17 protein-coding genes, 1 tRNA gene and 1 rRNA gene are annotated in these 23360 nt (G+C 61.8%); 13 read left to right on the forward strand and 6 right to left on the reverse strand.

Going from position 1 to position 23360, the window contains the following annotated elements; all coding sequences use genetic code 11:
- Positions 1–28 precede the first annotated feature (28 nt).
- The 6 genes from GKN89_RS14370 to aceK all read left to right on the forward strand — a co-directional run bounded on the left by GKN89_RS14370 (position 29) and on the right by aceK (position 6541).
- Positions 29–104: transfer RNA gene (locus GKN89_RS14370), tRNA-Thr, on the forward strand.
- Positions 105–149: 45 nt separating this feature from the next.
- Positions 150–265: ribosomal RNA gene (gene rrf, locus GKN89_RS14375) — 5S ribosomal RNA — on the forward strand.
- Positions 266–465: 200 nt separating this feature from the next.
- Positions 466–1395, forward strand: coding sequence for a homoserine O-succinyltransferase (gene metA, locus GKN89_RS14380; RefSeq protein WP_025160144.1), 930 nt, complete (start codon positions 466–468; stop codon positions 1393–1395).
- Positions 1396–1769: 374 nt separating this feature from the next.
- Entirely contained in the window at positions 1770–3368 is a 1599-nt protein-coding gene (gene aceB / locus GKN89_RS14385; RefSeq protein ID WP_154747246.1) for a malate synthase A, read from the forward strand.
- Positions 3369–3409: 41 nt separating this feature from the next.
- Positions 3410–4717, forward strand: a complete 1308-nt coding sequence (gene aceA / locus GKN89_RS14390; protein ID WP_019453253.1) for an isocitrate lyase — start codon at positions 3410–3412, stop codon at positions 4715–4717.
- Between the two features lie 69 nt (positions 4718–4786).
- On the forward strand, positions 4787–6541 hold the full coding sequence (gene aceK / locus GKN89_RS14395; protein ID WP_019453252.1) for a bifunctional isocitrate dehydrogenase kinase/phosphatase: 1755 nt from the start codon (positions 4787–4789) through the stop codon (positions 6539–6541).
- Position 6542: 1 nt separating this feature from the next.
- Here aceK and GKN89_RS14400 read toward each other — a convergent pair whose 3' ends face one another.
- From GKN89_RS14400 to iclR, 5 genes are all read right to left on the reverse strand, one after another.
- A complete protein-coding gene (locus GKN89_RS14400) occupies positions 6543–7184 on the reverse strand; it encodes a bifunctional 4-hydroxy-2-oxoglutarate aldolase/2-dehydro-3-deoxy-phosphogluconate aldolase (protein WP_154747247.1) in 642 nt (213 codons plus the stop codon).
- Between the two features lie 54 nt (positions 7185–7238).
- On the reverse strand, positions 7239–9053 hold the full coding sequence (gene edd / locus GKN89_RS14405; protein WP_154747248.1) for a phosphogluconate dehydratase: 1815 nt from the start codon (positions 9051–9053) through the stop codon (positions 7239–7241).
- A 98-nt stretch (positions 9054–9151) separates the two neighbouring features.
- The gene (gene gntU, locus GKN89_RS14410; RefSeq protein WP_025160143.1) at positions 9152–10489 is read right to left on the reverse strand and encodes a gluconate transporter; all 1338 of its coding nucleotides are present in this window, start codon (positions 10487–10489) and stop codon (positions 9152–9154) included.
- Complete coding sequence (gene gntK / locus GKN89_RS14415; RefSeq protein ID WP_154747249.1) at positions 10486–11025, reverse strand: gluconokinase; 540 nt, start codon at positions 11023–11025, stop codon at positions 10486–10488. The genes gntU and gntK overlap by 4 nt, the downstream gene beginning before the upstream one ends.
- A 252-nt stretch (positions 11026–11277) precedes the next feature.
- Positions 11278–12108: a glyoxylate bypass operon transcriptional repressor IclR gene (iclR, locus tag GKN89_RS14420; protein ID WP_004936648.1), complete on the reverse strand. Its 831-nt coding sequence runs from the start codon at positions 12106–12108 to the stop codon at positions 11278–11280.
- 196 nt (positions 12109–12304) lie between these two features.
- On the opposite strand from iclR, the gene metH reads away from it, so the two are divergent.
- Entirely contained in the window at positions 12305–16000 is a 3696-nt protein-coding gene (gene metH, locus GKN89_RS14425; protein ID WP_154747250.1) for a methionine synthase, read from the forward strand.
- A gap of 38 nt (positions 16001–16038) precedes the next feature.
- Here metH and GKN89_RS14430 read toward each other — a convergent pair whose 3' ends face one another.
- Complete coding sequence (locus GKN89_RS14430; protein ID WP_019453247.1) at positions 16039–16749, reverse strand: UTRA domain-containing protein; 711 nt, start codon at positions 16747–16749, stop codon at positions 16039–16041.
- Between the two features lie 190 nt (positions 16750–16939).
- On the opposite strand from GKN89_RS14430, the gene GKN89_RS14435 reads away from it, so the two are divergent.
- The 6 genes from GKN89_RS14435 (at position 16940) to GKN89_RS14460 (ending at position 23352) form a co-directional block, all read left to right on the forward strand.
- On the forward strand, positions 16940–18001 hold the full coding sequence (locus GKN89_RS14435; RefSeq protein ID WP_004936660.1) for an ABC transporter substrate-binding protein: 1062 nt from the start codon (positions 16940–16942) through the stop codon (positions 17999–18001).
- A gap of 11 nt (positions 18002–18012) precedes the next feature.
- A complete protein-coding gene (locus GKN89_RS14440) occupies positions 18013–18822 on the forward strand; it encodes an alkaline phosphatase family protein (RefSeq protein WP_154747251.1) in 810 nt (269 codons plus the stop codon).
- On the forward strand, positions 18819–19664 hold the full coding sequence (locus GKN89_RS14445) for an ABC transporter permease subunit (protein ID WP_154747252.1): 846 nt from the start codon (positions 18819–18821) through the stop codon (positions 19662–19664). The genes GKN89_RS14440 and GKN89_RS14445 overlap by 4 nt, the downstream gene beginning before the upstream one ends.
- Positions 19665–19681: 17 nt before the next feature.
- On the forward strand, positions 19682–20467 hold the full coding sequence (locus GKN89_RS14450) for an ABC transporter permease (protein ID WP_154747253.1): 786 nt from the start codon (positions 19682–19684) through the stop codon (positions 20465–20467).
- Between the two features lie 4 nt (positions 20468–20471).
- Entirely contained in the window at positions 20472–21464 is a 993-nt protein-coding gene (locus GKN89_RS14455; protein ID WP_154747254.1) for an ABC transporter ATP-binding protein, read from the forward strand.
- A 238-nt stretch (positions 21465–21702) separates the two neighbouring features.
- Positions 21703–23352, forward strand: a complete 1650-nt coding sequence (locus tag GKN89_RS14460; protein WP_004936675.1) for a Na/Pi cotransporter family protein — start codon at positions 21703–21705, stop codon at positions 23350–23352.
- Positions 23353–23360: the final 8 nt, after the last annotated feature.

Here is a 23360-nt window from a genome sequence, read left to right on the forward strand (position 1 = left end):
GGACACTGCCAGGCATCAAATTAAGCGTGCTGATATGGCTCAGTTGGTAGAGCGCACCCTTGGTAAGGGTGAGGTCCCCAGTTCGACTCTGGGTATCAGCACCACTTTATTTAAAGTGGGTTTAGAAGTTCGGCAGAAAAAAGAATTTGCTTGGCGGCAATAGCGCGGTGGTCCCACCTGACCCCATGCCGAACTCAGAAGTGAAACGCCGTAGCGCCGATGGTAGTGTGGGGTCTCCCCATGCGAGAGTAGGACACTGCCAAGCATCAAATAAGCCAAGAGGCCATCCGAAAGGATGGCCTTTTTGCTTTTCATCCGCTTTACTCCCTCTGCTCATATCCTGGCGCAGGCCGCGCAATGAAACATTTTCACCTTTCCGCTGAATGCTCGACATCAACCGAAAAAAACGCTATCTTCGGGCATCTAGAAGTCTAAACGTATAAATGGATGTGTGAGGATTAAGCAATGCCGATTCGTGTTCCTGATGAATTACCTGCAGTCAGCTTCTTGCGTGATGAGAATGTCTTCGTAATGACATCCTCACGGGCAAAAACACAGGAAATCAGGCCATTGAAAGTGCTGATCCTCAATCTGATGCCAAAGAAGATCGAAACGGAAAACCAGTTTCTGCGCCTGCTCTCCAACTCGCCGCTGCAGATTGATATCCAGCTGCTGCGTATCGATAGCCGCGAGTCGAAGAACACGCCGGCTGAGCATCTGAACAATTTCTACTGCGACTTTGAGGACATCCAGAATGAGAACTTCGATGGTTTGATCGTCACCGGTGCGCCGCTGGGGCTGGTCGACTTCTGCGATGTCGCCTACTGGCCGCAGATCGAACGGGTGATCGACTGGGCCAAGAACCACGTCACCTCCACGCTGTTCGTGTGCTGGGCGGTACAAGCGGCGTTGAACATCCTGTACGGTATTCCCAAGATGACGCGCGAGGTGAAGCTCTCTGGCGTTTATCCGCACCAAACGCTGCAGCAGCATGCATTGCTGACGCGCGGCTTCGACGAAAGCTTCCTGGCGCCGCATTCACGCTATGCCGATTTCCCGACCGAGGTGATTCGCCAGTATACCGATCTGGATATCCTGGCCGAATCCGAGCAGGCCGGCGCCTATCTGTTCGCCAGCAGAGATAAGCGCCTGGCGTTTGTCACCGGCCATCCGGAATATGATGCCCTGACTCTGGCCGGGGAGTATTGTCGCGACAACGATGCCGGCCTCGATCCCACCGTTCCGCTCAACTACTTTCCCGATGACAACCCTGCACTGACACCGAAAGCCACCTGGCGCAGCCATGGCCACCTGCTGTTTTCCAACTGGCTCAACTATTATGTCTACCAGATTACGCCTTACGATCTGCGCCATATGAACCCGACGCTCGACTGAATTTTTCTGCCTGCCGGCGGCTGAATCGAGGCCGCCGCGTTGACGATCCCTCGTTCGATCCTCTTTTTCTCCCCCATCTCTTCCTGAAATACCTTGTTCGACAAGGCGTTATCATGTTCCTGCATACCTATTGGAACCGATTTCCTTACTCGGTGTTGTTGTTATTTTTCATAACTAATTGATAATAAAGTGTTAATAAAATATTTAATAATAAAATGGAAATGGTTTTTGATTTTTATTTTTTGTTGAGTATTCTTAGAGCTATCGGGATGAGATCTGACCAGTTTAGGATCGTTTCATCCGCCCTGATCCACAGTGATTTCTGATGAAAATGCGCCGGTCGCTCAGGCGCGACGATGGGAAGGAGCAAGGTCATGACGCAACAGATAGCAGGCACGGAGTTAAGGTTTACGCAGGGTTTCGCCGCTGCGGAGCGCCAGGTGTTGACGGATGAAGCGGTTGAGTTCCTGGCGGAACTGGTGGCGAAATTCACGCCGCGGCGCAATGAGCTGCTGGCGGCGCGTGTCCGCTGGCAGCAAAATATCGATCGCGGCGAATTGCCTGGCTTTATTTCGGAAACCAATTCCATTCGTGGGGGCGACTGGCAGATCCGCGGCATTCCGCAAGACCTGCGCGATCGCCGGGTTGAGATCACCGGGCCGGTCGAGCGCAAAATGGTGATCAATGCGCTGAACGCCAACGTAAAAGTATTTATGGCGGACTTTGAAGACTCGCTGGCGCCAAGCTGGGACAAAGTCATCGACGGTCAAATCAACCTGCACGATGCGGTTAACGGCACCATTTCCTACACCAATGAAGCCGGCAAGATTTACCAGCTGAAACCGAACCCGGCGGTGTTGATCGCTCGCGTGCGCGGCCTGCATTTGCCGGAGAAGCACGTGCTGTGGCGCGACGAGGCCATCCCAGGCGGCCTGTTCGATTTCGCATTGTACTTCTACCACAACTATCGCCAGCTGTTGGCCAAGGGCAGCGGCCCGTATTTCTATCTGCCGAAAACCCAGTCCTGGGAAGAGGCAGCCTGGTGGAGCGATGTCTTCAGCTTTACCGAGGATCGTTTCGATCTGCCGCGCGGTACCATCAAAGCGACGGTGCTGATCGAAACCCTGCCGGCGGTGTTCCAGATGGACGAGATCCTCTATCACCTGCGCGATCACATCGTTGGCCTGAACTGCGGCCGCTGGGATTACATCTTCAGCTACATCAAGACGCTGAAAAATCACGGCGATCGCGTGCTGCCGGATCGTCAGTCGGTGACCATGGAGAAACCCTTCCTCAGCGCCTATTCGCGTCTGTTGATCAAAACCTGTCATAAGCGCGGCGCGTTCGCCATGGGCGGCATGGCGGCGTTTATCCCGAGCAAAGACGCCGAGAAAAACGCCTGGGTGCTGAACAAGGTACGGGCGGACAAAGAGCTGGAGGCCAATAACGGCCACGACGGCACCTGGGTGGCACACCCGGGGCTGGCGGACACGGTGATGGAGGTGTTCGGCAAGGCATTGGGCGATCGCCAAAACCAGCTGGACGTGCTGCGTGACCAGGATGCACCGATCAGCGCCGCGCAACTGCTGGAACCTTGTGACGGCGAACGCACGGAAGCGGGAATGCGTGCCAACATTCGCGTGGCGGTGCAGTACATCGAAGCCTGGATCTCCGGCAACGGCTGCGTGCCGATCTATGGGTTGATGGAAGATGCCGCGACGGCGGAGATCTCCCGTACCTCTATCTGGCAGTGGATCCACCACGAGAAGAGCCTGAATGATGGGCGTCCGGTGACCAAGGCGCTGTTCCGCCAGATGTTGCAAGAAGAGATGTTGGTGGTGCGTGAAGAAGTGGGGGAGGCGCGCTTTAACGCCGGCCGGTTCGAAGAGGCGGCGCGCCTGATGGAGCGCATCACCACGCAAGATGAATTAATCGATTTCCTGACGCTGCCCGGCTATGCGCTGCTGGCCTGAATTTTCCCAATCAACCCTACATGACTGAAAGGATAAAAATTATGTCTACCTCTCGCTCTCAACAGATCCAGCAGCTGGAACAGGAATGGAAATCGGCCCGTTGGGAAGGCATTACCCGCCCTTATAGCGCCGAAGACGTGATCAACCTGCGCGGTTCGGTCAACCCGGAATGCACCCTGGCGCAAAACGGCGCCGCTAAACTGTGGTCCTTGCTGAACGGCAAGGCGCGTAAAGGCTACGTGAACTGCCTGGGCGCGCTGACCGGCGGCCAGGCGCTGCAGCAGGCCAAAGCCGGCGTCGAGGCCATCTACCTGTCCGGTTGGCAGGTGGCGGCGGACGCCAACAGTGCGGCGGCGATGTATCCAGACCAGTCGCTGTATCCGGTGGACTCGGTGCCGAAGGTGGTCGAACGCATCAACAACACCTTCCGCCGTGCCGATCAGATCCAATGGGCGAACCGGATTGAACCGGGCAGCAAAGGCTACACCGACTATTTCCTGCCGATCGTCGCCGATGCTGAAGCCGGCTTCGGCGGCGTGTTGAACGCCTTTGAGCTGATGAAAGCGATGATCACCGCCGGTGCTGCCGGGGTGCACTTTGAAGATCAGCTGGCGGCGGTGAAGAAATGCGGCCATATGGGCGGCAAAGTGCTGGTGCCGACGCAAGAAGCGATCCAAAAGCTGGTTGCCGCACGCCTGGCGGCTGACGTGCTCGGCGTGCCGACGCTGGTGATCGCCCGCACCGACGCCGACGCGGCCGACCTGCTGACCTCTGACTGCGATCCGTATGACAGCGCCTTCGTCACCGGCGAGCGCACGGCGGAAGGTTTCTTCCGCACCCATGCCGGCGTCGAGCAGGCGATCAGCCGCGGCCTGGCTTATGCCCCTTACGCCGATATGGTGTGGTGCGAAACCTCGACGCCGGATCTGGATGCCGCCCAGCGCTTCGCCGACGCCATCCACGCCAAATACCCGGGCAAGTTGCTGGCCTACAACTGCTCGCCGTCGTTCAACTGGAAGAAGAACCTCGACGACCAGACCATCGCCCGCTTCCAGCAGGCGCTGTCGGACATGGGCTACAAGTATCAGTTCATCACGCTGGCGGGCATCCACAGCATGTGGTTCAACATGTTCGATCTGGCGCACGCCTATGCGCAGGGCGAAGGGATGAAACACTACGTCGAGAAGGTGCAGCAGGCGGAGTTCGCCGCAGTGGATCGCGGCTACACCTTTGCCTCGCACCAGCAAGAGGTGGGCACCGGCTACTTCGACAAGGTCACCACCATCATTCAGGGCGGTGCCTCTTCGGTGACCGCGCTGACCGGTTCGACGGAAGAACAGCAGTTCTGACGCGGCAAGCTTGAAGACGTTTCACCCGGAGCCTGCATGCGCAGGCTCCTTTTTCTGGCGGGGGTAAGGATGGCGGCAAAACTGGAGTTGTTGATCGCACAGACGATCCTGCAAGGCTTCGATGCGCAGTATGGCCGCTTTCTGGAGGTGACCGCCGGCGCGCAGCAGCGCTTCGAACAGGCGGACTGGCCGGCGGTACAGCAGGCGATGAAAAAGCGCATCCATCTGTACGACCATCATGTCGGCCTGGTGGTGGAGCAGCTCAAATGCATCACCGGGCAGAAATACTTCGACGCCGACTTCCCCAGCCGGGTCAAAGCAGTCTATATCGATCTGCTGCCGGACTATCCGCGTTTCGAGATAGCCGAAAGCTTTTTTAACTCGGTCTACTGCCGGCTGTTCAAGCATCGCGATCTGACGCCGGACAAGCTGTTCGTGTTCAGTTCGCAGCCGGAACGGCGCTTTCGCGACATTCCGCGTCCGCTGGCGCGCGATTTCACTCCCCATGGCGATCTGCCGGCGATGCTGCGCAGCCTGCTGAGCGATCTGCCGCTGCGGCTGCCGTGGGAGGATTTGACGCGCGATATCCGCTATATCACGCAAGCGCTGCAACGCACCTTCAGCGCACAGCAGCTGGCGGGCGCGACCTTTCAGATCGCCAACGAACTGTTTTACCGCAACAAGGCCGCCTGGCTGGTTGGCAAGCTGCGCCTGGCCGACGGCGTTTACCCGTTCCTGTTGCCGATCCACCACAGCGAATCGGGCGCGCTGTTTATCGACGCCTGCCTGACCGGCAAGGCGGAGGCCAGCATCGTTTTCGGCTTCGCCCGCTCTTATTTTATGGTCTACGCGCCGCTGCCGGCGGCGATGGTGGAATGGCTGCGCGAGATCCTGCCGGGCAAGACCACCGCCGAGCTGTACATGGCGATCGGCTGCCAGAAGCACGGCAAAACCGAATGCTATCGCGAATACCTGACCTTTATGGCGCAGTCGCAGGAGCAGTTCATCATCGCGCCGGGGGTGAAGGGCATGGTGATGCTGGTGTTCACTCTGCCGTCCTTCGATCGGGTGTTCAAAGTGATCAAAGACGAATTCGCCCCGCAAAAAGAGGTGACGCAGGCGCAGGTGATGGCTTGCTATCAGCTGGTGAAAGAGCACGATCGCGTCGGGCGCATGGCGGATACCCAGGAGTACGAGAATTTTGTCGTCGACAAGGCGCGCCTCAGCCCGGAACTGCTGGAAGAGCTGCGGCGCGAAGTGCCGGGCAAGCTGGAAGATCTCGGCGATCGCATCGTGATCAAACACCTGTATATGGAACGCCGCATGACGCCGCTGAACCTGTATCTGGAGCAGGCCAACGACCAGCAGATGCGCGATGCGATCGAAGAGTACGGCAACGCCATCAAGCAGCTGGCCGCCGCCAATATCTTCCCCGGCGACATGCTGTTCAAGAATTTCGGCGTGACGCGCCACGGGCGAGTGGTGTTCTACGACTACGACGAGATTTGCTACATGACCGAGGTCAACTTCCGCGACATTCCGCCGCCGCGCTATCCGGAGGATGAGCTGGCCAGCGAGCCGTGGTACAGCATCGCGCCCAACGACGTATTTCCGGAGGAGTTCCGCCATTTCCTGTGCGGCGATCGGCGCATCCGGCAGGTGTTTGAAGAGCTGCACAGCGATCTGTTTACCGCGGAGTATTGGCGCGGGTTGCAGCAGCGTATCCGCGAGGGGCACGTGGAGGATGTGTTCGCTTACCGCAAGAAACAGCGGTTCAGCCAGCGCAGCGGGGCGGCGCTGCCGGCCGCCACCGCTGCGATGTAAATCAGGCCTGGGCGCCCGCCACGGCGGCGCGCGCCAGTTCGGTGATGCGTGCATAGTCGCCGCTTTCCAGCGCGTCCGCCGGCACCAGCCAGGAGCCGCCGATGCACAGCACGCTTTTCAGCGCCAGGTAACTGCGGTAGTTGTCCGGCGAGATGCCGCCGGTCGGGCAGAAGCGCACCTGCGGGAACGGGCCACCGATCGCCTGCAGCGCCTTCACGCCGCCGTTGGCTTCCGCCGGGAAGAATTTAAACTCGCGCAGGCCGTAATCCATGCCCTGCATCAGTTCGGAAACGGTGCTGATGCCTGGAATCAACGGAATTGAACCGGCGGTGGCCGCTTTCAGCAGCTCGTCGGTCAGCCCCGGGCTGATGGCGAACTGGGCGCCGGCCTCGGTCGCTTCACGCAGCTGTTGCGGATTAATCACCGTACCGGCACCGATGATCGCTTCCGGCACCTCTTGGGCGATGGAACGAATGGCGTCCATGGCGCAGGCGGTGCGCAGCGTCACCTCCAGCACCCGCACGCCGCCGGCGACCAGCGCTTTCGCCAACGGTACCGCATGTTCCAGCTTGTTGATAACGATGACCGGCACCACCGGCCCCGCCGTCAGGATCTGTTCGGCGCTTGTTTTCCACTTGTTCATGATGACGCTCTCCTCTGTGGCCGTCGCCAGGCGGCGATGCGGCCAGGCTATCGATTAAAATTTGATGCAGCAGGCACCCTGTTCGGCGCCGGACAGCTGGCTGCGCAGCACGCCGAACAGCTCGCGGCCGCAGCCGATGTGTTCCGCGCTCAGATCGGGTTGGCACGGCGTGCGCCGGGCCAGCTCCTCGGCGTCGACCAGCACCTGCAGCTCGCCGCTGCGGCCGTTGACGCGGATCGGATCGCCGTCGCGCACTTTCGCCAGCAGGCCGCCGGTATAGGCTTCCGGAGTGACGTGGATGGCGGAAGGTACCTTGCCGGAGGCGCCGGACAGGCGACCGTCGGTCACCAGCGCCACTTTGAAGCCGCGATCCATCAGCACGCCCAGCGGCGGCATCAGTTTGTGCAGTTCGGGCATGCCGTTGGCCTGCGGCCCCTGGAAGCGCACCACCACCACGCAATCGCGATCCAGCTTGCCGGCTTCGAACGCCGGCACGATGTCGTGCTGGCTGTCGAACACCACCGCCGGCGCTTCGATGATCTGGTTGTCGGCGGGCACCGCCGAGGTTTTCATCACCGCACGGCCCAGATTGCCGGCCATCACCTTGGTGCCGCCGTGATGTTCGAATGGCTGAGCGACGCTGGCGATTACCTTGGCGTCGAGCGAGCCGGCCACACCTTCGCGCCACGCCAGCTGGCCATTATCCAGCCAGGGTTCCTGGGTGTAGCGGTGCAGGCCGAAACCGGCCACGGTGTGCACCTCTTCGTGCAGCAGGCCGTGTTGCAGCAGCTCGCGCACCACCAGCGGCACGCCACCGGCGGCCTGGAACTGGTTGATGTCGGCCGGGCCGTTCGGGTAGATGCGGCACAGCAGCGGCACCGCTTCCGACAGCTCGGAGAAATCGTCCCAGGTGATGATGATGCCCGCCGCCCGCGCCATCGCCACCAGATGCATGGTCAGATTGGTGGAGCCGCCGGTGGCCAGCAGCGAGACGATGCCGTTCACCACCACTTTCTCGTCCACCAGGCGGCCGATCGGCAGGTAGTTGCCGGCGGTGTCGGTCAGCCGGGTCACCTGGCGTGCGGCAGCGTCGTTCAGCGCGTCGCGCAGCGGCGTGTCCGGATGCACGAAGGAAGCGCCCGGCAGATGCAGACCCATCACTTCCATCACCATCTGATTGGTGTTGGCGGTGCCGTAGAAGGTGCAGGTGCCGATACCGTGATAAGAGGCGGCCTCGGCTTCCAGCAACGCCAGGCGGTCGGCCTTGCCCTCGGCGTACAGCTGGCGCACGCGCACCTTTTCCTTGTTCGGCAAACCGCTGCTCATCGGGCCGGCCGGCACGAACAGCGCGGGCAGGTGGCCGAAGGAGAGGGCGGCCATCACCAACCCCGGCACGATCTTGTCGCAAATACCGAGGAACAGCGCGCCGTCGAACATGTTGTGCGACAGGCCGACGGCGGCCGACATGGCGATCACGTCACGGCTCATCAGCGACAGCTCCATACCGTCCTGCCCCTGGGTCACGCCGTCGCACATCGCCGGCACGCCGCCGGCCACCTGGCCCACGGCACCCACCGCCTTCAGCGCCTGCTTCAGCCGCTCTGGGTAGTGTTCGTAGGGCTGGTGGGCCGACAGCATGTCGTTGTAGGCGGTGATGATGGCGATATCGCTGCGCACCATGTTTTTCAGCGCCGTCTTGTCATCGGGCTGACAGGCGGCGAAGCCGTGGGCCAGGTTGCCGCAGGCCAGCTGCGCGCGGTGGACGGTTTGGGAGCGGGCCGCCTCGATGCGCGCCAGATAGGCGGCGCGGCTGGCCTCGGAACGGTGGATGATGCGCTGTGTGACACGGGACAAGGTTGGGTTAATCATGCCTTCCTCACATTGCTGTTGTTATAGTCGCCGCCTGTGGCGGTGCCCCCGGTGGTGATTTGCAGCCCTGGTGTGCAAGGCCGGGGGCGATTTGGGCGTTAAAACATCGTGAATGCAATCATGCCGATGGCGCCGCCGACGCTGCCCAGAATCGTTTCCATTACCGTCCAGGTTTTCAGCGTTTGCAGTTCGTTGGCGCCGGTGAATTTGCCGAACAGCCAGAAACCGGCGTCGTTGACGTGGCTCAGCACGATGGAGCCGCCGGCGATGCAGATAGCCAGCGCGGCCAGTTGCCCGCCGTTCAGCCCGAGCTGGCTGGTGACCGGCAGCACCAGGCCGACGGTGGTCAGGCAGGCGACGGTGGCCGAGCCCTGGATCACCCGCACCATGGCGGAGAGCGCAAAGGCGGCCACGGCGATCGGCAGGCCGGCGCCGATCATGGCGTCACCCAACGCCGGCCCGACGCCGGAATCCACCAGGATCTGTTTGAACACCCCGCCGGCGCCGGTCATCAGCAAGATGATCCCGGCCGGTTGCACTGCGGCGGAGCAGATGGCCAGCGTCTGTTCGTTGCTCATGCCGCGTGGCTTCGCCAGGCCGTAAATCACGATCAGGCAGGCCAGCAGGATGGCGGTGAATGGATGGCCGATAAACTCCAGCCACTGCTGCAGCTGTGAACCCGGAGTGACCAGCCGCGCGCCAATGGTTTTCATGCCGACCAGCACCAGCGGGCACAGCACCAGCGCCAGGCTGAAGCCGAACGACGGCAGATTGCCCTTGGTCAGCGTCGGCTCATTCTCTTCCGGCGGCATTGGCCAGTTGACGAAGCGGCTGATAAAGCTGCCGTACAGCGGGCCGGCGATCAGCATGCCGATCACCGCCGCCACCAGGCCGATGGCGATCATCCAGCCGAAGTCGGCCTTCATCTGCGAAGCCAGCAGCATCGGCACCGGTCCCGGCAGCAGGAAGGAGGCGGCGGCGGCCACGCCGGCGAACAGCGGGATCGCCAGCTTGACGATATTGCCGTCGGTGCGGCGCGCCACGGCGAACACGATGCCGATAAGCAGCACCACCGCCACGTCGAAGAACAGCGGCAGCGCGCAGATCAGGCCGGCGATACCGAGCGCATAGTGCGCCTTGCTTTGTCCGAATCGTTTCAGCAATTGCGCCGCAATTTGATCGAGCGCGCCGACCTCATGCAGGATCTTGCCGAACATCGCCCCCAGCGCCACCACGATCGCCAGGAAGCCCAGCGTGTCGCCCATGCCTTTTTGCATGGTGTCGGCGATATGGTCCAGCGGCATGCCGGAGAAAATGCCGGCGGCGATGGACACCAGCATCAGCGCGACGAAGGCGTGCATGCGCGCCTTCATCACCAGGAATAACAGCAGTAAAACCGAGCCGACTGCGGTACCGACCAGCGTCAGGGTACTCACGCGCACACGTCCTGTGGCAGGAAGCTCTGGATATGGTGCACGGTATCGGCGATCACCGCGTCCAGCGGCTGATTGATGTCGATCGCCATCACGTCGTTTTCGTCGGCGCCCGGCTGCTCGAGTGCGGCGAACTGGGTGACCAACATCTGCGGCTTGAAGAAGTGGCCGTTACGTGCCGCCAGACGGGATTCGATCACCGGGAACTCGCCGTGCAGATAGATGAACGACAGGTTGCCGTTGCCGGCGCGCAGGCGGTCGCGATACTGCTTTTTCAGCGCCGAGCAGACGATGATCGACACGTTGTTGGTGCGCTGCATGGCGAAGGCGGCGTCGTTGAGCGCGGCCAGCCACGGGGCGCGATCGTCGTCGTTCAACGCTTCGCCGGCGGCCATCTTCAGGATATTGCTGCGCGGATGCAGGAAGTCGCCGTCGAGGAAGCCGGCGGAGAGTTGGCGGGCCGCGGCGGCGGCGACGGCGGACTTGCCGCTGCCGGAAACGCCCATAACGACGTAAATGCGATTTTGATTGTTGGTCATGGCTTGGCTCCAAAACACCGGGTGACGTTACCTTCGTTCAGTTTGATTGTTACCGGTAACATGTTATCGGTAACATTGTCGAAGGAAGTTTGAGCGGTTGCAATGGGCTTTCGCCGTGAGGATCGTTAACTGTGATCGGCTTCAAGCTTTTTTCCTGTGGGCTAAACAGGATACCAACAGCCATTTACATGCTGACAACAGAGCAAGGAAGGGGAGCGGAGGCGCACTGCGGCGCCCCGCGGATGGGCTGGATTAGCGTACGCCGCCGTAGGCCAGGCTGATCTCTTTCGCCGCGTGGATCACCAGCGCGCCCAGCTCGATCACGCGATCGTCGGTGATGCGCGATACCGGGCCGGAGATAGAAATGGCGGCGAAGGCTTCGCGATGCTCGTCGAAGATGCAGGCCGCCACGCAACGCAGGCCGAGCGCGTGCTCTTCGTCGTCAAAGGAAAAGCCCTGCTTGCGGATCTGCGCCAGTCCCTCTTTCAGGTTGTGCGGCGTCAGGGTGTGCGGCGTGTAGGTGTGCATGCCTTTCTTGTGCAGCAGCTTGGTCACCTGATCGTCCGGCAGGGTGGCGAGGAAGGCTTTGCCGGCGCCGGAGGCGTGCATCGGCAGTTTGCCGCCGATCGGCGCCGACATGCGCATCAGCGCCGTACACTGCACCTGATCGATGATGATCGCCTGGTACTCGCTGGTATCTAGTACCGCCAGGTTGACCGTTTCACCCGACTCTTCCATCAGTCGGCGCAGCGTCGGATGCACCATCGCCAGCAGGTTGCGGCTTTGCAGAAAGCTGCTGCCGACCACAAAAGCGTGCGAGCCGATGGTCCACAGACCGAGATCGCCGACCTGGCGCACGAATCCCTGCTGCTGCATGGTGGTGAGCAGACGGTGAGTGGTGGAGTTCGGCAGGCCGGCCTGCTGGGCCAGATCGGTCAGCGCCACGTTGCCCTGGGCTTCCGAAATGTATTCCAGCAGCTTCAGGCCACGGGTCAACGATTGTACCTGGCCGGTCGCCGCACTGGCGGCCGGGGCTGCTGCGCGGGGCTTCTTGCCGCGTTTGGCGGGAGCAGGGGTGGCCATGGGTGATATTCCTTTTTCCGTATGATGGAATTCATTTTCGTTTTTTGTCGATGAATTGCAAGCCGCCGCCAGCTCATCGGAGGTGTTGGCGCACAACCTGAAAAACTCTCAATTGTCGTCTCCCCCTTTGTCCCTACAAGCTGTGCTAGGATGACCCGTTGGTTTTTGCGGCAGTTGAGCGATGGGCTGGATGGCAATGGAAGGGGTTACAGTGACGAATCGAGTAGAACAACTGCGCCGCCAGTTAGCGCAGCGCATTTTAGTGTTGGACGGCGGCATGGGCACCATGATCCAGAGCTACCGTCTGGATGAGCGCGATTTCCGCGGTGAGCGTTTCGCCGACTGGGGCAGCGATCTGAAAGGCAATAACGATCTGCTGGTGCTGACCAAGCCGGAAGTGATCACCGCCATTCATTACGCCTACCTCGAGGCGGGTGCCGATATCCTTGAAACCAATACCTTCAACTCCACCCCCATCGCCATGGCCGACTACCACATGGAGTCGCTGTCCGCCGAGATTAACTACCAGGCCGCCTGCCTGGCGCGCGCCTGCGCCGACGAATGGACGGCGCGCACGCCGGAAAAACCGCGCTACGTCGCCGGTGTGTTGGGGCCGACCAACCGCACCGCATCCATCTCGCCGAACGTCAACGATCCGGCGTTCCGCAACATCTCGTTCGACGAGCTGGTGGCGGCTTATCGCGAATCGACCCGCGCGCTGGTGGAGGGCGGCGTCGATCTGATCATGATCGAAACCATCTTTGACACCCTGAATGCCAAGGCCGCCGCCTTTGCGGTGGAAACCGAATTCGAAGCGCTGGGGGTGGAACTGCCGATCATGATCTCCGGCACCATCACCGACGCTTCCGGCCGCACCCTGTCCGGCCAAACCACCGAGGCGTTTTACAACTCGCTGCGTCACGTCAAGCCGCTGACCTTCGGCCTGAACTGCGCCCTGGGGCCGGATGAACTGCGTCAGTACGTCGCCGAGCTGGCGCGCATCTCGGAGACCTACGTCACCGCGCACCCGAACGCCGGTTTGCCGAACGCCTTCGGCGAGTACGATCTGGATGCGGCCGAGATGGCGCGCCAGGTCGGGGAGTGGGCGCAGGCCGGCTTCCTCAATATCATCGGCGGCTGCTGCGGCACCACGCCGGAACACATTGCCGCGATGGCCAAGGCGGTTGAGGGCGTGCCGCCGCGCCGGCTGCCGGAGATCCCGGTCGCCTGCCGTCTGGCCGGTCTTGAGCCGTTGACCATCGACGCCAACACCCTGTTCGTCAATGTCGGCGAGCGCACCAACGTCACCGGCTCGGCGCGTTTCAAACGCCTGATCAAAGAAGAGAAATACAACGAAGCGCTCGACGTGGCGCGCCAGCAGGTGGAGAGCGGCGCGCAGATCATCGACATCAACATGGACGAGGGGATGCTCGACGCCGAGGCGGCGATGGTGCGCTTCCTCAATCTGATCGCCGGCGAGCCGGATATCGCTCGGGTGCCGATCATGATCGACTCCTCCAAATGGTCCGTTATCGAGAAAGGTCTGAAGTGCATTCAGGGCAAGGGCATCGTCAACTCGATCTCGATGAAGGAGGGCGAAGAGGCCTTTATTCACCACGCCAGGCTGGTGCGCCGCTATGGTGCCGCGGTGGTGGTGATGGCGTTCGACGAAGTGGGCCAGGCGGATACCCGCGAGCGCAAGTTCGAGATTTGCCGCCGCGCCTATAAAATTTTGACCGAACGCGTCGGCTTCCCGCCGGAAGACATCATTTTCGACCCGAACATCTTCGCCGTCGCCACCGGCATCGAAGAGCACAACAACTACGCCGTCGACTTTATCGAAGCCTGCGCCGACATCAAAACCCACCTGCCGCACGCGATGATCTCCGGCGGGGTGTCCAACGTGTCGTTCTCGTTCCGCGGCAACGATCCGGTGCGCGAGGCGATCCACGCGGTGTTCCTGTATCACGCCATTCGCAACGGCATGGACATGGGCATCGTCAACGCCGGGCAGCTGGCGATTTATGACGATCTGCCTGGCGAGCTGCGCGAGGCGGTAGAAGACGTGATCCTCAACCGCCGCGAGGACGGCACCGAACGCCTGCTGGAGCTGGCGGAAAAGTACCGCGGCAGCAAAGACGGCGAAGCGGCGGTGCAGCAGGCGGAGTGGCGCGGCTGGCCGGTGGAAAAGCGGCTGGAGTATTCGCTGGTGAAGGGCATCACCGAGTTTATCGAGCTGGATACCGAAGAAGCGCGGCAGCAGGCCGAACGCCCGATCGAAGTGATCGAAGGGCCGCTGATGGCGGGGATGAACGTGGTCGGCGACCTGTTCGGCGAGGGCAAGATGTTCTTGCCGCAGGTGGTCAAATCCGCCCGCGTGATGAAGCAGGCGGTGGCTTACCTGGAACCGTACATCGAAGCCAGCAAGCAGCAGGGCACCTCCGCAGGGAAAATCCTGCTGGCGACGGTGAAGGGCGACGTGCACGACATCGGCAAGAACATCGTCGGGGTGGTGTTGCAGTGCAATAACTATGAAATCGTCGATTTGGGCGTGATGGTGCCGACGGAGAAAATCCTGCGCACCGCGCGCGAAGAGAAGGTGGATATCATCGGCCTGTCGGGGCTGATCACGCCGTCGCTGGACGAGATGGTCAACGTGGCCAAAGAGATGGAGCGCCAGGGTTTTACCCTGCCGCTGCTGATCGGTGGCGCCACCACCTCCAAGGCGCACACCGCGGTGAAAATTGAACAGAACTACAGCGGCCCGACCACCTACGTGCAGAACGCCTCGCGCACCGTGGGCGTGGTGTCGGCACTGCTGTCCGCCACCCAGCGCGACGAGTTTGTGGCGCGCACTCGCAAAGAGTACGAAACGGTGCGCATTCAGCACGCGCGCAAAAAACCGCGCACGCCGCCGGTCGATCTGCAGAAGGCGCGCGCCAACGCCATGGCGCTGGATTGGGCCGATTATCAGCCGCCGGCGCCACGGCAATTGGGTGTGTTCCCGGTGGCGGTCGGCATCGAGACGCTGCGCCACTATATCGACTGGACGCCGTTCTTCATGACCTGGTCGCTGGCGGGCAAATATCCGCGCATCCTGGAGGATGAGGTGGTGGGGGAAGAGGCTAAACGCCTGTTCCATGACGCCAATCAGATGCTGGATCGGCTGGCCGCCGAGCGCAGCCTCAACCCGCGAGGCGTTTACGGCCTGTTCCCGGCCAACCGCGTCGGCGACGATGTGGAAGTGTACCGCGACGAACAGCGCGGCGAGGTGCTGGCGGTAAGCCGCCATCTGCGCCAGCAGACGGAAAAAACCGACTTCCCAAACTACTGCCTGGCGGACTTCGTGGCACCGAAAAGCAGCGGCAAGGCCGACTACTTCGGCGCCTTCGCGGTGACCGGCGGGCTGGAGGAGGACGCGCTGGCGGCGGCGTACGACGCACAGCACGACGATTACAACAAAATCATGGTCAAGGCGCTGGCGGATCGTTTGGCGGAGGCCTTCGCCGAATACCTGCACGAACAGGTGCGCAAGCTGCACTGGGGCTATGCCGCTGACGAGAATCTGAGCAACGAGGAGCTGATCCGCGAAAACTATCAGGGCATCCGGCCGGCGCCGGGCTATCCGGCCTGCCCGGAGCACACCGAGAAAGCGACCATCTGGCAGCTGCTCGACGTCAACCGCCACACCGGTATGGCGCTGACGGAGTCCTTCGCCATGTGGCCGGGAGCGGCGGTGTCCGGCTGGTACTTCAGCCATCCTGAGAGCAAGTATTTCGCGGTGGCGCAGATCCAGCGCGATCAGGTGGAAGACTACGCGGCGCGTAAAGGGATGAGCGTGAGCGAGGTAGAACGCTGGCTGGCGCCAAACCTCGGCTACGACGCCGACTGATTTTCCTCTTCAAGGGCGCAGCGATGCGCCCTTGTCATTTACAGCGCTTCCACGTCGATGTGCAGCGCGTCGTAACGCCAATACTCCAGGTCGCAATCGATCACTCTGTCGTGCTGATCGCGGTTCACCCGCGTAATGAACAGCGCCGGGCTGCCGTAGGTCACCTTCAGCATGGCGGCGGCCTGTTGCGGCAGCAGGGTGGGCAGCATGTCGAAACGTACCCGGCCGTAGTGAATGCCGTAGCGTGCGGCGTACAGCGCGGTCAGCGACTGGGTCAGATCTTCGTCCAGAATACCGGGGAAATAGGCCGGATTGAGGTAGTGCTCGCAGTACAGCACCGCACGCCCGTCGATGTAGCGCAGCCGACGAATGCGATAGGCCTCGGCGCCGGAGGGCAGCGCCAGGCGGCCGGCCAGCGGCGCGTCGAGTGTGACGAGCGCACTGTCTATCGCTTCGGTATGGGCGGCGCGCCCCTGTTGCTGCGCCATGGCGTGAAAATGGCTGCGCTGCAACGGGTTATAGATCAGACGTGGCGGCGAGATAAACCAACCGCGCCGCACCTGACGGTAAATAACGCCCTGCGCCTCCAATTGGCCGAGCGCCTCCTGCAGGGTAATGCGGGTGGTGGCGAACTGTTCGCTCAGGGCTCGCTCGGAGGGCAGCTTGCCGCCCACGGCGAACTCGCCGGCGGTGATGCGGGCGTGCAGCGTTTGGCAGATGGTGGCGACGGTCGTCGGTGCTTCACTCATACAGCGGGTGTCCCGTTTCAGTGCGTTTGGCCTTTAAGGTAGACCAGCGTCGCGTTTTCGCCGTTGCAATGGGTGATAAAACTGTCGCTTTTTTAAGCTGACATATAATTATCACATTCGTCCGTTAGATTGGTTTGGCCCTTGCTGGACTAGTCCAGCCATCCCCACACTACCACCTGGAGCATCAGTTATGAAACGTTTGTGCGCTTCTGTGTTAACCAGTGCCATCGTGTTATCCAGCCAGATGAGCTGGGCCGCGGATACCGATCTGGCGGCGCTGGAGCAGGCCGCTAAAAAAGAAGGCGAAGTCAACAGCGTCGGCATGCCGGACAGCTGGGCCAACTGGAAAGGCACCTGGCAAGATCTGTTGAGCAAATACGGCCTGAAGCATGTCGATACCGACATGAGCTCTGCGCAGGAGATCGCCAAATTTGATGCGGAAAAGAACAACGCCACGGCGGACATCGGTGACGTCGGCGCGGCCTTCGGCCCGGTGGCGGTGCAGAAGGGCGTGACGCAGCCGTACAAACCCTCCACCTGGGATCAGGTGCCAGATTGGGCGAAAGACAAAGATGGCCACTGGGCGCTGGCTTACACCGGCACCATCGCCTTCATCATTAACAAGCAACAGGTGAAAGACATCCCGCACAGCTGGGCCGATCTGCTGAAGGGCAGCTATCAGGTCACCATCGGCGACGTCGGCACCGCTTCGCAGGCGGCCAGCGGCGTGCTGGCGGCCACTTACGCCATGGGCGGCAACGAGAAAAACCTCAAGCCGGGCCTGGAGTTCTTCGGCAAGCTGGCCAAGGCCGGCCGCCTGAGCCTAAGTAACCCGGTGATCGCGTCGCTGGAGAAGGGGGAAGTGCAGGTCGGCGTGGTATGGGACTTCAACGGTCTGAACTACCGCGATCAGATCGACAAAACCCGCTTTGAAGTGCTGATCCCGTCGGACGGTTCGATCACTTCCGGCTACACCACCATCATCAACAAATACGCCAAGCACCCGAATGCCGCCAAGCTGGCGCGCGAATACATCTTCTCCGACGCCGGTCAGATCAACCTGGCGCGCGGCTATGCCCGCCCGATCCGCGCCGAGCATCTGACGCTGCCGGACGACGTCAAAGCCAAGCTGCTGCCGGCCGAGCAGTACAAGAACGCGCACCCGATCGCCGATCCGGCGGCCTGGGAACAGAGCGCCAAAGCGCTGCCGCGCCTGTGGCAGGAAAACGTCATTATGTTTATGCAGCAGTGAGTTAACGCACCATGAAAACGATCCTCGTGCTGCTGGACGGCCTCAACTACCGGGTGGCGCACGACGCCATGGGTTATCTGCAGGCCGAATGCGCGGCGGGACGCGGGCGGTTGTACCTGCTGGAGAGCGAGTTGCCCTCGCTCTCCCGGCCGCTGTATGAATGCATCCTCACCGGCGTCACGCCGGTGGAGAGCGGCGTGGTGCACAATCACGTCTCGCGCCTTTCTCATCAACAAAGTGTGTTTCATTACGCGCGCGCCGCCGGGCTGACCACCGCCGCCGCCGCTTACCACTGGTTCAGCGAATTGTATAACCGCACGCCGTTCGACGCCGCGCGCGACCGCCATACCGACGCCCCCGAGCTGCCGATTCAACACGGGCATTTCTATTACGACGACGGTTATCCCGACAGCCATCTGTTTGACGACGCCGAAAACCTGCGTCTGCGTCATCAGCCAGACTTTCTGTTGATCCATCCGATGAACATCGACGACGCCGGCCACCGCTTTGGCCTCTCTTCGCCGCAGTACCGCAACGCGGCGCGGCGCGCCGACGGCTCGCTGTCGCGCTATCTGCCCGATTGGCTGGCGGCCGGTTATCAGGTGCTGGTTACCGCCGACCACGGCATGAACGACGATCGCAGCCACGGCGGCGTATTGCCGGAAGAGCGTCAGGTGCCGCTGTTCGTATTCGGCGCGGGCTTCAGCCTGGATGACGCCGATCCGCAGCAAACCGAGCTGTGTGGCACGATCTGCGATCTGTTGCAGGCGCCGCACGACAAGCCGCGCTGCCGGGCGCTGCTGGCGCAGGATGCGCGATGAACAGCAAAACCAAATGGATCGCCGCGCTGTGCCTGCTGCCGTTTATCGTGCTGTTCGGCGCGTTTCAGATCGCCCCGCTGGTGTGGATCGCCGTTCACAGCTTTTTCAGCGAGACCAGCGGCTGGGGGTGGGGCAACTATGTCGATATCCTCACCTCGCCGTTCTACCTGCAGGCGTTTCAGTTCTCGCTGGAGATCTCGCTATGGTCGAGCGTCTACGGCTTGCTGATCGCATTAGTTGGCAGTTACTCACTGCGTCAGCTAGGCCAGACGCGGTTTCATGACTTCGTAATGTCGTTCACCAACATGACCAGCAACTTCGCCGGGGTGCCGCTGGCGTTCGCCTTCGTCATACTGCTGGGGCTGAACGGTTGCCTGACGTTGCTGCTGCGCAAATACGGTCTGATGGAGAGCTTCAACCTCTATTCGAAGAGCGGCCTGATCGTGCTGTATACCTACTTTCAGATCCCGCTCGGGGTGCTGCTGCTGTATCCGGCATTTGACGCGCTGCGTGCCGACTGGCGCGAATCGGCGGCGCTGCTCGGCGCCGGCCCCTGGCGCTACTGGCGGCATATCGGCCTGCCGGTGTTGGCGCCGGCGCTGATGGGCACCTTCGTCATCCTGCTGGCCAACGCGCTGGGCGCCTACGCCACGGTGTACGCGCTGACCACCGGCAACTTCAACGTGATCCCGATCCGCATCTCGGCGTTGGTGGCGGGGGACATCTCCCTCGATCCGAACCTGGCCAGCGCGCTGGCGATGCTGCTGGTGGTGGTGATGGCGTTTATCACGGTGATCCACCAATGGATGCTGCGCAGGAGCTACCTCAATGCGCGCTCATAACCGGCTGGAGAATGCTCATGTCGCGTGTTGAACGCTTGTACCACCGCACGGTGACCGGCCTGCTGCTGTTGATCCTGTTGCTGCCGCTGGCGGCGACGCTGATTTACGCGCTGGCTACCCAGTGGGGCGCCACCATTTTGCCGGACGGTTTTACTCTGAAGTGGCTGACGGCGCTGTGGAGCGACCCGCGTTTTTTGCAGGCGCTGTGGCACTCGCTGCTGATCTGCTTCGGCACGCTGTTGCTGTCGGTGGTGGTGATCCTGCCGGCGATGTTTGTGATCGCTTACTACTTTCCCAAGCTGGACGCGGTGATGAACGTGCTGATTTTGCTGCCGTTCGCCGTGCCGCCGGTGGTGTCGGCGGTGGGGCTGATGCAACTGTTCGCCGCCGATCCGCTGCCGCTGCTCGGCACCCCCTGGATTTTGGTGGGCTGCTATTTCACCATCGCGCTGCCGTTTATCTACCGCGCCATCAGCAACAACATGCAGGCGATCAACCTGCGCGATCTGATGGACGCCGCACACCTGCTCGGCGCCAGTACCTGGCGGGCGGCGCTGTGTGTGGTGTTGCCAAATTTGCGCAAGGGCGGAACGATCGCCGTGTTGCTGTCGTTCTCGTTCCTGATCGGCGAGTTCGTGTTCGCCAACCTGCTGGTGGGCAGCCAGTATGAAACGCTGCAGGTCTATCTGTTCAATATGCGCAACGGCAGCGGGCATTTCACCAGCGCGCTGGTCATCTCTTATTTCGCCGTGGTGCTGCTCGTCACCTGGCTGGCGAACCTGCTGAATAAAAACAAGGGTTAACCCGATGGCTTATCTCAACGTCACCCGCCTGAACAAACACTATGGCCAGACCCAGGTGTTTCAGGATATCGATTTCACCGCCGAAGAGGGGGAGTTCGTCACCCTGCTCGGGCCAAGCGGCTGCGGCAAGTCGACGCTGTTGCGCTGTCTGGCCGGCCTGACTTCGGTCGACAGCGGGCAAATTTTACTGCAGGGCCAGGATCTGGTGCCGCTGGCGCCGCAAAAGCGCGGCATCGGCATGGTGTTCCAAAGCTATGCGCTGTTTCCCAATATGACGGTGGAAGGCAACGTGGCCTTCGGCCTGAAAATGCAGAAGCTGGCGGCCGGGCAGATCGGCCAGCGGGTGCAGGAGGTGCTGGCGCTGGTGGAGCTGAGCGATCTGGCGAAGCGCTATCCGCACCAGCTGTCGGGCGGCCAGTGTCAGCGCGTGGCGCTGGCGCGATCGCTGGTCACGCGCCCGCGTCTGCTGCTGCTCGATGAACCGCTGTCGGCGCTGGATGCACGCATCCGCAAACATCTGCGTGAGCAGATCCGGCGCATTCAGCGTGAGCTGAATCTGACGGCGATCTTCGTCACCCACGATCAGGAGGAGGCGCTGACCCTGTCGGATCGCATCGTCCTGATGAACAAGGGGCAGATCGTACAGAGCGGCGATGCGGAAACCTTGTATACCCAGCCGGCGGACGCCTTCGCCGCCGGTTTTATCGGCAACTATAACCTGCTGAGCGCCGAACAGGCCGGCCGGCTGACCGGGCGCAGCTATGCCGGCAAGGTGGCGATCCGCCCAGAGTCTATCGGCCTGTTGCCGGCCGGACAGGGGATCGGCGGGGTGATCCTTGGTCACAGTTTGCTCGGGAATGTGGTACGCTATCGGATTCAGGTTCGCGAGGTAGAGTTGCTGGTTGACGTGCTCAACCGTTCGGTGGCCGATCTGCGGCCCGACGGCGCGGAAATTGGGCTACACTTGGAACCTGTTGTATTGCGGGAAGTTGCATGACTTCGCAGCGCGGCACCGGGGCTCTCCCACCGCCGCCTTAACCCTTCTCTTCTGCGGTCTGCCCCCGCCCGCTGTCCTGCCAGACCCACGCCCGGCAGGCGGGACCGCGCGCTGTACCCGTCATCTTTAGCCTACCGGCTGCGGCTGGGGCGAACAGCACCGTTCCGCCCATCCACAGCGCCTGACAGGCATCGGGTACCAGCCTCCTTTGGCCGGGCGTTAATGGAGCGTATCTTCCGTGCTGACCCTTCTTCACCTGCTTTCGTCCGTGGCGCTATTGGTGTGGGGAACCCACATCGTGCGCACCGGGATCATGCGGGTTTATGGCGCCAATCTACGGCGCGTTTTGAGCGACAGCGTTGAGAAAAAACCGTTGGCGTTCGTTTCCGGCATCGGCGTGACCGCGCTGGTGCAAAGCAGCAACGCCACGGCGCTGCTGGTGACCTCTTTCGTCGCGCAAGGGCTGGTGGGGCTGGCGCCTGCGCTGGTGATCATGCTCGGCGCCGACGTCGGCACCGCGCTGATGGCGCGCGTGTTGACCTTCGATCTGTCCTGGCTGTCGCCGCTGCTGATCCTGGTTGGGGTATTCCTGTTCCTCAGCCGCAAGCAGATGCGGATCGGCCAGATCGGGCGCGTCTTGATCGGTCTGGGGCTGATCGTGCTGGCGCTCGAGCTGATCGTGGCCGCCGCCACGCCGATCACCCAGGCGGCCGGGGTGAAAGTGTTGTTCTCGTCGCTGACCGGCGACGTGATGCTCGACGCCCTGACCGGCGCGCTGTTCGCCATCGTCAGCTATTCCAGCCTGGCGGCGGTGTTGCTGACCGCCACCCTGACCGCCACCGGCGTGATTTCGCTGAAGGTGGCGCTCTGTCTGGTGATCGGCGCCAACCTCGGCAGCGGCCTGCTGGCGATGATCAACGCCAGCGGCCAGAACGCCGCCGGGCGGCGCGTGGCGCTCGGCAGCCTGCTGTTCAAGCTGGTGGGCTGCATACTGGTGTTGCCGTTCGTCTCCTATCTGGCGGATGTGATGGCTCAGCTGCCGGGTGGCAGCGAAGAGCTGGTGATCTATTTCCACGTGTTCTACAACCTGATCCGTTGTCTGGTGATGATCCCGTTGGCCGGGCCGATGGCGACGCTGTGCGAACGGCTGATCGTCGACGTGGCGGCCGACGACCCGCGCATGCGGCCGCGTCATCTGGACGCCAGCGCACTGGATACGCCGACGCTGGCGCTGGCCAACGCGGCGCGCGAAACGCTGCGCATGGGCGACGTGGTGGAACACATGATGATCCTGCAGCGCGAAGTGCTGCACGGTAAGCAAGGCGTGGATAAAGAGGTGCGGCGACTCGACGATGACGTCGACGTGCTGTACACCGCCATCAAGCTGTATCTGGCGCAGATCCAGAAGGAAGATCTGGGCGAGGAAGATTCGCGTCGTTGGGCGGAGATCATCGAAATGGCGCTCAACCTGGAACAGGCGGGCGACATCATCGAGCGCATGGCCGGCGACGTGGGCGCCAAATCGCACGCCGCGCGCCGCGCCTTCTCGGCGGAAGGGTTGGCGGAACTGGACGGGCTGCACGAACGGCTGATCGGCAACCTGCGTCTGGGGCTGTCGGTGTTCCTGTCCGGCGACGTCACCAGTGCCAAACGCCTGCGTCGTTCCAAGCACCGCTTCCGCATTCTGGATCGCCGCTACGCGCATGCGCACGTCGATCGCCTGCATCAGCAAAACGTGCAGAGCATCGAGACCAGTTCGCTGCATTTGGGATTGTTGGGAGACATGAAGCGCCTGAACTCGCTGTTTTGCGCCGTGGCCTACAACGTGTTGGATCAGGATGCGAAAGACGACGATCGCGACTGGGAAGACACCCCGAGCACGCTGTAAAAAAAACG

The organism is Serratia sp. YC16, assembly GCF_009707615.1.
GTDB lineage: Bacteria > Pseudomonadota > Gammaproteobacteria > Enterobacterales > Enterobacteriaceae > Serratia > Serratia surfactantfaciens.

Bases quoted from the DNA above. Each gene is read 5' to 3' on its own strand.
- metA (WP_025160144.1), top strand. From the start codon at position 466: ATGCCGATTCGTGTTCCTGATGAATTACCTGCAGTCAGCTTCTTGCGT.
- aceB (WP_154747246.1), top strand. From the start codon at position 1,770: ATGACGCAACAGATAGCAGGCACGGAGTTAAGGTTTACGCAGGGTTTC.
- aceA (WP_019453253.1), top strand. From the start codon at position 3,410: ATGTCTACCTCTCGCTCTCAACAGATCCAGCAGCTGGAACAGGAATGG.
- aceK (WP_019453252.1), top strand. From the start codon at position 4,787: ATGGCGGCAAAACTGGAGTTGTTGATCGCACAGACGATCCTGCAAGGC.
- GKN89_RS14400 (WP_154747247.1), bottom strand. From the start codon at position 7,184: ATGAACAAGTGGAAAACAAGCGCCGAACAGATCCTGACGGCGGGGCCG.
- edd (WP_154747248.1), bottom strand. From the start codon at position 9,053: ATGATTAACCCAACCTTGTCCCGTGTCACACAGCGCATCATCCACCGT.
- gntK (WP_154747249.1), bottom strand. From the start codon at position 11,025: ATGACCAACAATCAAAATCGCATTTACGTCGTTATGGGCGTTTCCGGC.
- iclR (WP_004936648.1), bottom strand. From the start codon at position 12,108: ATGGCCACCCCTGCTCCCGCCAAACGCGGCAAGAAGCCCCGCGCAGCA.
- metH (WP_154747250.1), top strand. From the start codon at position 12,305: ATGGAAGGGGTTACAGTGACGAATCGAGTAGAACAACTGCGCCGCCAG.
- GKN89_RS14430 (WP_019453247.1), bottom strand. From the start codon at position 16,749: ATGAGTGAAGCACCGACGACCGTCGCCACCATCTGCCAAACGCTGCAC.
- GKN89_RS14435 (WP_004936660.1), top strand. From the start codon at position 16,940: ATGAAACGTTTGTGCGCTTCTGTGTTAACCAGTGCCATCGTGTTATCC.
- GKN89_RS14440 (WP_154747251.1), top strand. From the start codon at position 18,013: ATGAAAACGATCCTCGTGCTGCTGGACGGCCTCAACTACCGGGTGGCG.
- GKN89_RS14445 (WP_154747252.1), top strand. From the start codon at position 18,819: ATGAACAGCAAAACCAAATGGATCGCCGCGCTGTGCCTGCTGCCGTTT.
- GKN89_RS14450 (WP_154747253.1), top strand. From the start codon at position 19,682: ATGTCGCGTGTTGAACGCTTGTACCACCGCACGGTGACCGGCCTGCTG.
- GKN89_RS14455 (WP_154747254.1), top strand. From the start codon at position 20,472: ATGGCTTATCTCAACGTCACCCGCCTGAACAAACACTATGGCCAGACC.